The sequence below is a fragment of the Bacillus sp. ISL-46 genome, from assembly GCF_018613205.1.
Genome location: NZ_JAGGQR010000014.1, coordinates 124,348 through 136,588, shown reverse-complemented (window position 1 = coordinate 136,588; position 12,241 = coordinate 124,348). Strand labels below are relative to the sequence as shown.

The following is a 12,241-nucleotide window of genomic DNA, read 5'->3' as shown; positions in this document are numbered from 1 at the left end:
TTAATCTCTTATGAAGATTCCTGATTTTTCGTATGTTACCATGTAAAAACTTTCTTAACCTCCGGTGGTACAGGCATTTCTCCATAACTCCGCGCTTTACCGGGCTTTGTTGCATCATTCTCTTTGTTCTCAATGACACATACCCAATCCTGCTCTCTTCCGCGGGTTGGGGTTATTATTTTAAAAAAATCACCCCGTTTATCCCTTTTTAATTGTTCTGCTAAACTAATTGCTTCTTCCGAGGTCACATTCTCTTGTGAATAGCATTGTCCATCTCTAGGATTAAACCACCACATTTGTAAGGAATCTCTTTTTAACCCACTTAAATCTATTGTTTCTTCTCCACCTGATGAAAAATAGATGCAAGCAAATTTTCCATCCTTTTCTACACATGCATGAATATGTTCATCTAGGATATCTTCCGATTTTTCACTCTGTTCTATCAGGATTTCCTCGCATGGTATACACTTACTTAAATCTCTTGATTCCAGAAAATCATGCAGGATCTTTATCTGCCATGCGCCAGGTCTGTCCAATGCTTCGAACCAGGAATATTTCCTAAAACTGTCCCTTTCTTTTTCTGAGATCATACACCAAACAGACGAATGGCCATATGTATGACCAAAAGAACCGGCAAACAAACTCCAATAGGCACGTTTCCTTACCATCCACTCACCATGGAAATCTGAAGGAGTTGGCCAAGTGGTTGGCATTTGTTCATAGGCGGGTTCTCCATCAAATACCGGCATGGTATTTTCTCTATCATAATCTGTTTTCACTAATTCATAATTTTTAAGTTTTAACCCATGACCTGATTGAATCATAATAAATGATATCCACGCATCATCATCCGTCCAATATGACATGGTCGAACATTCCCCAGTCTCCGCTTCGTGGCATGTATGATACGTCATCAGGAGCTTTTGCCAATCGGGGTCTTTGACGTTATGTTTTAAGTCCTTATTAAGAATCCCTATTGCAATACCTTCAGCCATCTTCCGCCAAACATCCTTGTAATCCACTCCGAGATGAATAGGCTGCCGATCACCACCCAAGCACCAAATGATATTTGCTCTATCCTTATAGCGCTTTCCGATCCATTTCCCAAAGTCATATGCGTTATCTTCATTGACGATTTTTTCAGAAAATTCTCCCATCCAGTTATGGCCGACAACAAGCTCTCCCCATACAGGAAGAAACAGTACATAAAATCCGTATTCCTCCGCCTTGTCCAAGATCCAGTCTAAATACTGAAAATATTTTTCATTTGGCGTGCTCAGATTATCATTTAATAGAGCCTTATCACCAGCAGGATTTCTCATTTCCTTATCCTGCTCCGGGTCTAGTGCCACAATCTGAAGTACTGTAAATCCTTGGGATTTCCGTTTCTGCATCAAGTATTCCACATCGTCCCATTTTAATCTTTGGGCTAACGTCCAAACCGTATCTGCCAACCAGATAAAGGGTCTGCCATCGTCATGTGTAAAATATCTACCATTCTCCGAAATTTTTAATCTATCCATTTTTTCTCCTCTTCATAAAAGAATTCTAATATTAAGTAGGAATTTAAGTGTAAAGAGTTTAAATTTATTATAAAAATCAATGAACCTTAATTACGTTCGATTCCGTTATATTCAAACCAATCAAAATCAGCACTATTTTTGCTCTCCTGGCCATTAGAACTGGCAAACATGCCCAGTATAGTCCCCACCATGCCACCAACAATCTCGGGATTTATTTTTCTCGCGTCGGCGTTCTCATAAAGTAAGGCGAGGCTCCCATCCACTTTGCCGTAATAAAAGCTATAGGCCTGTCCTTCTGCGATAATACTAAGAATAATGTCTCCTCCAACCACCTCAGTATTTGCAAGCTCGGTTTCAGTCGTAACACCTTTAAAGTGCGGTTGGTGCGGGTATCCGGTTAATTCGCTGGTACACTGGATTAACCTCAGGATTTGCTTCCCTTTCTCCATCGACCGCTCGAACCGGAATTGATGATTAGACGCCTGCATTACGACAATCCCTGCCGTCTCATTCTCCGATAATGCATCAATGCACATTCTAACAGAGACCCGAAAGCTAGCATGCAGTTGTCTGCGTCCGATAAAGCTTAGACTCGGAACATCCTTGTCCGTATTGGCTGCAGACAAGTCAATTTTGCGCAGCTCAGGGCTCATGGAACGCGGCAGCAATCTCAAAGTCAACTTGCTGTCTGAAAGCAAATAGAAAACATCATAAGGTGTCCCGAAGAATGCCCAATCCACGCCAAGCTTTTCTCCATCAAAATCGTCCCTGATTGGAATTGGGTTTGGTGTATAGGCCGGCAATTCAGGTGCAGGATAGCTCCATTCCACTTTCCCCGTACCAGGGCTTATGACCGGCCATCCTTCCTCCCAAACGACTGGGGCGATAAAGGTTTCCCTGCCAAGGTTCTTATGATAGCCCTCAATTAGGCGGGAGCCAAGCATAACTGCATACCATTCTCCGTTTTTCAATTCCACGAAATCAGCGTGACCTACATTACTGATTGGATATTGTTTCCCCAGATGGCGATGCGTCAAAATCGGATTTCCCGCATAACCCTCATAATAATCAAAAATATTTCTGCTGCGTGCTATCGTAACTGCATGGAATTGTTCCGTACCACCCTCTGCAATCATCAAGTAATAATAGCCATCCTTCTTGTAAAGATGAGGAGCTTCAGGAGAAGCGCAATTTCTCAAGGCTCCCCCCCATATCGTCCGCTTCTCGCCGACAATGCTCATATTGACCAAATCGAATTCACTGATCCAGATCGCTTGACTTTTATGTGTCTCATCATCATTGATATCTTCTCTGGTACCAGTGATGTATGCCTTCCCATCGTCGTCGAAAAATAAAGATGAATCAATACCAGGACAGTTCTCTAGCCAATACGGATCTGACCAAGGCCCACGGGGATCCGTAGCAGTCACAATAAAATTCCATTTATCACTGACATTTGTGGTAATCATGTAATAAATACCGTTGTGATATCGAAGCGTTGGAGCCATGATTCCGGCAGTCATATGATCTGCTGTCGTATGCAGTTGTGACTTTCGGTCGAGTATGTGCCCAATCTGCTCCCAATGAGCAAGGTCCGTGCTATGAAAAATCGGAACTCCCGGGAATAGGGAAAAACTTGACGTAATCATGTAAAAATCATCACCTACCCGGCAGATGGAAGGATCGGGATAAAAGCCTGGTAAAATTGGATTTTTTAACCGTTTTTTCTTCAAAAAAAAATCACCTCAACATTCCTTCTAAATAGTGAGCGTATTCAAAATTTAAATAATAAAGTGAAAACCTATTTATATTACCCTTATAAAATCAAACTAAAATCAGAGTTCTCTTATGTGTTCCGCCAAGAATAGTATCCACGACTGGGGGAAAATAAGAGCAGCTATACGTATAGTTAACTTCAATTTCATGGCTCCCTGATTCCAGACCGCCTTCCTTTGCAACAGTAAGAGTGGCAGGTTCTAAAAGGCCCCAGTGAACATCTCCGAGTTCAGCCATATCAGCTTGTGTATAAGCAGCACCATTGATAGTCCAGGTAATCTGATCTCCTGAAAAAGTTTCCTCATTTACTGTAACCGTTGCAGGGCGCAATTGTGAAAGCCAAAGTCCTCTATAATATAGGGATCTGATGTTAACCTGAAAGCCTATGATCTTTCCATTACTTTCTACATTTTTAAATCCTCTCGATTGAATACAAGGTTTTTCTAACATATCGATTCTCTCCTATTCTCCCAAAATTCTTTTCATCATGACGTGGTGTTTCCGAACCTGTTCAACAGCATAGCCGGTCACATCTTTCTTTGGTCCTTCATACTCACTTACCATATAGCCATCCCAATTGTGCTCTATCAGAGTATTAATAATCTTTTCGTATGGAATCGTCATCTCTTGGAAATCATCTGACATCCTGACAAACTTTGCATGACAGCAATATACATATGGTAATAGTGGGATAATATCGTCTACCAGGCTGTGCTCGCTCTCAGGCATGATAAATTCATTTTCTCCCCATTCACTGGCTGGTAAAGATTGTGTCGTAAATACACCAAAATCGATGTTCAGTCCAAAATGCTTTGTTCCAGTCTGTTCAATAAACTCCACATAGTCATCCACCATCTTGGATTTCAAAAGAGTAGGGGCATGAATCTCTGGACACATGCGCACATTATATTTTTCTGCCATCGGCAGGGCCATTTTAATAAACTCTCTCCAGTTTTCTACTGGAGTAAGATCATCATCGATTACACCTAATTTTGTTCGAAGAACGGTAAATCCGAGTCTGTTGGCAAGTTTGAAATCGCGGACTAACATCTCATACGATTCCTCAGAGGTAAGATGCCTTCCCTGATAGAGGCGGGAATCTATCCAATGTCCGTATTCAACAGGAAAGATGTCATATTTTTCAATCAACCTGTCCCAATTCTCTAGCCATTCTTGGCTGGGATTCGGATAGCCTTCTATATGTGAGTTTGCTAAGATTTCTAATCCTCTTGCACCCATATTATGCATTTCTGCAAACATGTCTTCCAAACTCATCGTAACTCCATATTCACCAGCATAACTGTATAGAGAAACTCCTCGTTTTGGTTTCTCATTATTCCCCGCATGATTACTCATTTTCGCTTTCTCTCCTTTTCATTTTTTTAGAAATAAAAAATTAATCTATAATAGATTGATAGATTTTTTAACTAATGATGCTGCCCCGATTACGCCTGCATCATTCCCTAATTGGGCAAGTTTTAATTTGGTACTTGTTCTTACAGTTGGAAAGGCAAACTTATGGAAATATTCTTCCACCCCTTTTAAGAGCATATCTCCCGCAGCTGAAACTCCCCCGCCAATAACAATGGTTTCAGGGTTCAATATGTTTGCAATATTGCCGCAGGCCAGTCCCAAATAGTAATAAAACTTATCTACAACAATAGCAGCCAATTTATCTCCGCGTTTTGCCTGGTCAAAAACTGTCTTGGCAGTCACTTCTTGTCCATCATCGATTAACCATTTCAATTCTGATTCACCAGAAAATCTCTCAGACATATCCCTAGCTAGACGAACAACACCTGTTGCACTAGCGACAGTTTCTAGACAGCCTTCATTTCCACACGTGCATTGATAGCCGTTTGGCTCAACGATAATATGGCCAATTTCTCCTGCGGCGCCTACTTTCCCATGAATTAAATTACCATCTGCAATAATCCCGCCGCCAACACCTGTCCCAAGTGTAACAAAAACAACATCGGCACCATCTTCTCCAGCACCCTTCCAGCGCTCACCTAATGCAGCAACATTGGCATCATTATTAATGTAAAATGAAATGCCCGTTCCTTCTTCAATCTGGTTTCTGACCGGCTGCAAGGTGCTCCAATTTAAATTATATGCGCCGATAACAGTCCCTCTTTCGCGATCAACGGTTCCAGGAGAACCCATTCCAATTCCCAGGAATTCATCTGCTGAAAGTCCATATAAATTTAGACGATGATTAATAGATTCAATTATATTTGGGACGATATTCTTTCCCTCATTTTGGATATCTGTCTCAATGCTCCACTTTTGTTGAATCTCTCCCTCTTCAGTCAAAATCGCAAATTTTACGGTTGTACCTCCTAAATCAATACCAATTAATTTTTTCACTTTTCTCCCGCCTTAGTAAAGAATACAGGTGAAATTCACCTGTATTCTCACAAATTATTTTCCTAGTATTTTTCTTTCCATTTGTAAATGACGTTTCGTCATTTCTAACGCTCTACCAGATAAATGATCTTCATATTCTGAGACAATATATCCATCAAAATCAGAGTTTTGGATAATCAGTAAAATGTCCTGATATGGGATACTAGCTTCCTCCAAATTCTCATCTATATAATGGAATTTTCCATGGAAATGGATATTGTATGGCATGATTTTCTTTAATCCTTCCAAATCTGGTTCGTTATAGAAAGTAACGAAACCATACATTCCCTGAAAAGCCCCCATTACAGGACCCTTGGCGCCAGCCTCAAGCAACCTTTGTCTTACTTCATCTCTTGGCACACCATCATAACGTAATTGTGCAGCCATTTCCAGCAATTCAAGAGGTGCTCCATTAGCAAGAGCCTCATCCCAATGTGGTTTATTAGGACGAGTTGCAAAAGTTCCAAAATCAGTTACAAAGCCAAGATATTTGGATCCTGTTTTCTCAATTACTTCCACATATTTTTGAATATTTGGCGAGGTTGGCGTCTCAGGATTATGAACTTCAACCCCAACCTTAATGCCATAAGCTTCAGCATAAGGTGCTAATTTGCCGAATGCTGCCGGCGATAAAAGGTATTGGGCGCGCATGATCTTACAGCCCAATTTATTGGCCGTTTTCAAATCAATAATTGCGGATTGCAGCAATTCGTCTTCCGTCAAATCGCGATCGGATCTCACCCCGCGGTCTGCATTTGCTCCGTAGGATACAAATTCAATCCCATAATGATTCGTCATCGCTTTAAATTCAGCTAATACTTTGTCATTTACGAATGGATAAGATGGCAGCATTTGGGTGCCTACCAATTCAAATCCTTCTGCTCCATATTCAGCTGCTGTACGAATGCAATCTTCTAACGTAAATTTGCCTTTGACATATTCATCTGTAAAGCTATATAAAGAAACACCTAATTTAATATTACTCATTTGCCGTTCCCCCCTCTCTCTTAATCTCTCACAACTAATGTTTTGCTACCACAAGAATCTAACTTAGCGTAGTCATGTGCCTTCTTACTGCCAGGGACCGCCATATATGGGATCCGTAACATTAATTTCACATCGATCTCATGCGTTCCCTCAGTTAAACCTCCTGGCGCAAATACTTTAATGGTAGCTGGTTCTATTAAACTCCAAAACTCTGAAATTAGACTTGGCAATTGTCCTAAAGTAAACTCCTTGCCATTAAGACAAAAACTTAAATCATCTGAATTAACTTCATTACCATCAACGGTAACGGCAAACTCTTCAATACACGATAAATAGTGTCCACGATAGTTACTTAAACGGATTTGAAATTCATATCCCAGCTTTTTCCCATTCACAAATGTGTTTTGTAAACTATCTTCACAAACAACATCGACGAATGGCAGCTTCATACTAAATGCCATGTTTGCACCTCCTATTTGTTTAAAACGGTCTCTTCTTCAAAAACAATTTCCTTACCTGTTTCTGCAGATTTATAAATTGCATCTAAAACTTTCGTTACGACAAATGCTTGTTCTGGTTTTACAAGAGGTTCTTTATCATATTTAACAGCCTCTAACCATTGTTTTGCTTCTAGTACTTCTGGTTTATTTGATCCGCCTTCAAAGAAAGCAATCGCACCACCTGCGGAGTTTTTCTCTTCTGTTAACATACCATTGCGTGCTGTATTATAAACTAACTCATTGGTATGATAGCCCATCCCGGAATTGATTTGTGCTCCTGCCTTTGTTCCGCAAAGGGTAGTAGCCGCCTCTTTGGCATCTAAAACGTTAAGTGCCCATGACGATTCAAGGAAAATGGTTGCTCCGTTCTCCATTTTGATGTAACCAAACGCAGAATCTTCCACTTCATATGTTTCTGGATCCCATGGACCAAACATATTTCCTTCAACAGCTTCCGGTAAATGACCTAATTTATTAAAGACAGAACCTGTTACAGAAACTGGTTTGTAATTATCCATCATCCATAGGGTGATGTCGAGAGCATGTGTACCAATATCAATTAGTGGGCCGCCGCCTTGTTGGGATTTATCAGGAAACACTCCCCAAGTTGGAACGGCACGGCGGCGAAGGGCATGGGCTTTGGCAAAATAAATATCTCCAAGCTCGTCTTTTTCACATGATTTATAAAGAGATTGTACTTCTGGACGGAAGCGGTTCTGATAACCAATTGTGAATTTCTTGCCGGATTTTTTCCAAGCATCGATCATTTTTTGAGCAGCTTCTGTAGTGTGTGCCATTGGTTTTTCACACATAACATGTTTACCTGCTTCAAAGGAGGCAACGGTAATTGGGCTATGGCTTACATTCGGAGTTAAAACCTGAATGATGTCTATCGATTCATCCTTCAATAGTTCACGATAGTCTTCGTAGACTTTCGCATCTGGTGTTCCATATTCTTTCGCTGCTTTTTCAGCACGGTCAATTTTAATATCGCAAAATGCAACCATTTCACTAATATCCTTAAATTGGGATAATGCAGGAAAATGCTTTTGATTTGCAATACCACCACAGCCAATAATACCAATCTTTAATTTACCCATAATTTATCTTTCTCCTTTTTCCTCTTTAATAAATGATTTATTAGATTTATAAATTGATAAGCTATTTAAGCAAAAAACTGACTTAAATAGTTTTTACTAATTTTAATAGAATCTTTTTTCGATTTTAGTGAATCTTCGAATGCCTTGTCTTCTACTTCAATGACTGCATATCCTCGATAACCGATATCTGTTAAGGCAGATACATATTGGCCCCAATTGACATCCCCCAGACCTGGTAATTTAGGCGAGATGTATTCGAGCGGTGTTGCCATGATTCCAACATCATTTAGTCGGTCTTTATACACCTTGATATCTTTGAAGTGAATGTGGAGAATCCGCTCTTGGAACTCATATAGCGGCTTGATATAATCCATTTGTTGCCAAACAAAATGGGATGGATCGAAATTTAACCCAAAATTTTTATTTGGGATTAATTCAAATGCACGTCGAAAGATGGCTGGTGTTGTCATTAGGTTTTGTCCGCCTGGCCACTCATCCGTTGTGAATAACATCGGGCAGTTTTCAATGGCAATTTTCACTCCAAGCTCTTCTGCGTATTCTACGATAGGCTTCCAAACCGTAGTCATAATCTCCAAATTTTCTTCGACTGTTTTCTTTTGGTTTCTACCAATAAAAGTAGTTACCATGTTAATCTCAAGTTTGTTAGCTGCCTCAATACATTTTTTAATGTGGGCTACATAGTAATCACTTTTTTCTGAATCCTCATCTAGAGCATTGGGATAATAAGCAATAGCGGAAATTTTGATTCCCTTTGCTTCGGTATAATTTTTGATGTAATCCACATCTAAGTTATCGACATCAATATGGGTAACACCGGCATATTTCCGAGCCGCTTTCCCTTTCGGCCATGCACATATCTCCACACATGAAAATCCGTTTTCAGCTGCATAGTCAATTACTTCTTCAAAGGTACATTCATTTAAAATGGCGCTGTTGAAGCCAAGTTTCATTGTGTCCGATCCTCCTATGTTTCTATTACGTTTTATTTATTGATTCCGCTTACATATATATCTTAACCTGTCGAAGAACTTATTCCCTTTCTTTTATTATCCTAATCAGGTATAGATTTTCGTCTTTTTTCTATGTCTCCTTATCTAATTTAAATAATAGATTAAAAATTATAGTGTTATTTTTAACCTCTTTTAAAAAATAATTAAATGCATAAAAAAGGTGCGATACGCTGTGTATCACACCTTTTCATTCAAATGGTTATTACACCGATAAAGTTATCTTCCCAAACATTCCTGTTGGATCGATTGGATCATGCCACACAATAAAGGGTGGTTCAGGGTGATTAAGCCGATATCTATCCAAGGTTGTTGCCACTTCCACACGAATGGTATTGGTACCTTTCCTTAAATACTTTCCAATCTCAAATATATACGGCGGACAAACTTTCATCCCTACATATTCATCGTTGATCCACAATTCGACTGCTTCATAAATATATCCAAAAGCTAATATCCCTTGTTTTGGTGTTTCCGCTACTTCGAATGTTTTATCGTACCTTATGATACCAGTAAAAGTCGGATCTTCTTTTGATATAGGTAAGAGTTCCTCCATTTTCTTTACTTCGCCAAAGTTCGGATAGTCTATGTTCTTGACCAGAGAATAATTCCAGTCTGATGATAAATCGATGCTATTCTTACAATTAGCAAGTTTAATTGAATATGGAATATACTTTTCGAACTTGCCAGCCTGTTCCTCAGAACTAGCAACTACTACACACGATTCATATGGCTTTAGCTCTAGATAAATAATATCTTTTCCATTTTCATTTTTAACTGGTATATTTTCAAATGTATTTTCAAGACCGTTATAAATGATGGCAGCCTCACCAATGGCTAATTCAATTTCTCCGCTAAAGGTCTCATGAGCGGATTCATTCTGAAACATGAAAATGTTTTTATTCTCTTTTACATAATGATAATAAGTTAATTCCTTAAACGGTTTCTTTAATTGAATATCGTAAATTCCTCTGGCACTGAAATCATTAGCCAAATCGCTTAATCGTACCACCTTACATTCTTCAATTTCCCCTAAAAGTTCGGCAGCTTCCTGTTGGTCTAACACATTAGAGATTCCTTCTGGCCGCTCATCTATGAATATGATCTCCAAACCGTCTGAATTCTTAATAAAAGAAGCCAACTCTTTGGTAATATATTGACTATATGGAATGATTAAACATATAAATTCTTCACCATTAATCTTTAACCGATTATTCTCTACTTTGCCATTATAGGAATTCAGGTCACTCAACATATCAGTCGAAACAAAATCAAAGTCAATCTGATTTTCGGTTAAGACTCTAGCCGGTTTTTGCATTTTCATATAGTCCCCGGTCCATTCGCTCTCACCATGATATAACACAGCTACAGGGGCAACATGGGCACCGCCATTAAAAATATGACATAAGCGGTTGGCATAGCGCATGAGATGGGCAAAATGTTTGAACTGCGGATTATGTCCTCGTGCATAGAAATGCGGCGGACAGTCGAAATCAGGGTATTCTCGCATCGAAAAGGCGTGGGGAACGAGGTAATTGATTCCACGGACAATCAAGTGATCCAAGATATACTTCATATCCCTTACCCCAAGCTTCCACCCATAGGCTCCAAATAATTCACACATGGTTCTCCCTTTTTTCTTCGGATCGAGATGACCATAGGAAGAACCTAGCTTTCCTAATGTATAATGATAGAATTCTCCATCTCCTTTGAAAACTCCCCTTCTCTCTAAACCAGCGCCGCCAAAAATCACTTGACCGCCAATCACATCAATTCCCGACATATGCTGGCCTGACAGTGCTCTAAAGAAATGCCCAGAACCGCTTCCTAAACGGCTATGCTGATCATTGTCCTCAATTACGTGACCAATGTATTCAACATTGTGTTCCTCACACCATTTACCTAATTGATTGCTAAAATTCTTTTCATATAGACGAGTAACGATATCCATATAGGTATACCGGGTATGGACACATTGAATCATTTCTTCAGAACTATTCCATAAATAAGGCAGGAACAAGCGCCAATTCTCACCAAGAGCTTCCAAAAGCATATATTTTGCCTCTTCACTCCAAGGTAATGGCATGTCTTTCCTTCCAATCGATTCATTGAAATCAAACCCATTTACATTTCCGAATGCCGGTTCATCAGAAAAGAACCCAGCAAACGTCTTCCCAAATTCGTCTTTGTAATGCTCAAAATGGGGTTCATAAACAGCTTCAAGTTGCGAACTGACGGACTCTTTATCGATCATGTTAATATATTTCGGGTTGCCGCCATCTGTCTTTGTTTCATAAACAACATAAAGTCTCCAGGATCCACCAGGCAAACTGCATGTTAAGAAATCACCCTCAACTCTGTCAGTTAGATCGATTAACTCTTCATAAATAATCCCGTCTGTTACTAACTTGGCTGCTACGACACTAATTAACTTATTATTTTTTTGTTCTTCCTTGTCTATTGGTTTACCTATATCCAACCAGGAACTCTTTGGTTTTAACATAGGGGTAATATGTACCGTTACCTCATTTTGGGCACCTAAGATATCAAGTGTATTGTAGTTAATATAGGTTTTCTTTCGGTTCGGGTATTTTTTCTCAATTAATCCATTGGCATATCCAGTTGGAAAATGAGCATCATCTAACACCCAGATACGCATTCCTTTCTGCTTTGCCTCTTCCATTACAATGTCCAAGTCATGCCACCAGCCAGGACCTGCGAAATCAGGATGCGGCCTCGCTTCTACACAAATACCTCTGATTCCACATTCATAGATTCTAGCAATTTCTTCTCTAATAACATGTTCCTCTTCCCCTCTCATCCAAAGAAAAGGAAGAATATAATTTTCGTTATTCTGACTGATTAAATCTTCTACGATCCCTTCCATGATGTACCTCCTATTAAAATAGCTTATAAGC

The 12,241-nt window shown here is 39.6% G+C and carries 10 protein-coding genes; all 10 read right to left on the bottom strand.

The features are described from left to right. Nucleotides 1–35: 35 nt before the first annotated feature. The 10 genes from J7E67_RS08715 to J7E67_RS08670 all read right to left on the bottom strand — a co-directional run bounded on the left by J7E67_RS08715 (nt 36) and on the right by J7E67_RS08670 (nt 12,210). Nucleotides 36–1,523 (bottom strand): glycoside hydrolase family 140 protein, encoded by a 1,488-nt coding sequence (locus J7E67_RS08715; RefSeq protein ID WP_214731410.1) that lies wholly within the window; start codon nt 1,521–1,523, stop codon nt 36–38. Between the two features lie 86 nt (nt 1,524–1,609). Further along, complete coding sequence (locus tag J7E67_RS08710; protein ID WP_251026655.1) at nt 1,610–3,256, bottom strand: glycoside hydrolase family 43 protein; 1,647 nt, start codon at nt 3,254–3,256, stop codon at nt 1,610–1,612. A 91-nt stretch (nt 3,257–3,347) separates the two neighbouring features. Then, nucleotides 3,348–3,749, bottom strand: a complete 402-nt coding sequence (locus J7E67_RS08705; protein ID WP_214731408.1) for a C-glycoside deglycosidase beta subunit domain-containing protein — start codon at nt 3,747–3,749, stop codon at nt 3,348–3,350. Between the two features lie 12 nt (nt 3,750–3,761). Beyond that, complete coding sequence (locus J7E67_RS08700) at nt 3,762–4,655, bottom strand: sugar phosphate isomerase/epimerase family protein (protein WP_214731406.1); 894 nt, start codon at nt 4,653–4,655, stop codon at nt 3,762–3,764. Nucleotides 4,656–4,700: 45 nt separating this feature from the next. Continuing rightward, nucleotides 4,701–5,669: an ROK family glucokinase gene (locus J7E67_RS08695; RefSeq protein WP_214731404.1), complete on the bottom strand. Its 969-nt coding sequence runs from the start codon at nt 5,667–5,669 to the stop codon at nt 4,701–4,703. Between the two features lie 54 nt (nt 5,670–5,723). Next, nucleotides 5,724–6,695: a sugar phosphate isomerase/epimerase family protein gene (locus J7E67_RS08690; protein ID WP_214731402.1), complete on the bottom strand. Its 972-nt coding sequence runs from the start codon at nt 6,693–6,695 to the stop codon at nt 5,724–5,726. Nucleotides 6,696–6,715: 20 nt separating this feature from the next. Further along, the gene (locus J7E67_RS08685; protein WP_214731400.1) at nt 6,716–7,156 is read right to left on the bottom strand and encodes a C-glycoside deglycosidase beta subunit domain-containing protein; all 441 of its coding nucleotides are present in this window, start codon (nt 7,154–7,156) and stop codon (nt 6,716–6,718) included. Nucleotides 7,157–7,167: 11 nt separating this feature from the next. Continuing rightward, nucleotides 7,168–8,295, bottom strand: a complete 1,128-nt coding sequence (locus J7E67_RS08680; RefSeq protein WP_214731398.1) for a Gfo/Idh/MocA family protein — start codon at nt 8,293–8,295, stop codon at nt 7,168–7,170. 65 nt (nt 8,296–8,360) lie between these two features. Then, nucleotides 8,361–9,266: a sugar phosphate isomerase/epimerase family protein gene (locus J7E67_RS08675; RefSeq protein ID WP_214731396.1), complete on the bottom strand. Its 906-nt coding sequence runs from the start codon at nt 9,264–9,266 to the stop codon at nt 8,361–8,363. Nucleotides 9,267–9,528: 262 nt separating this feature from the next. Then, a complete protein-coding gene (locus tag J7E67_RS08670) occupies nt 9,529–12,210 on the bottom strand; it encodes a sugar-binding domain-containing protein (protein WP_214731394.1) in 2,682 nt (893 codons plus the stop codon). Nucleotides 12,211–12,241 lie beyond the last annotated feature (31 nt).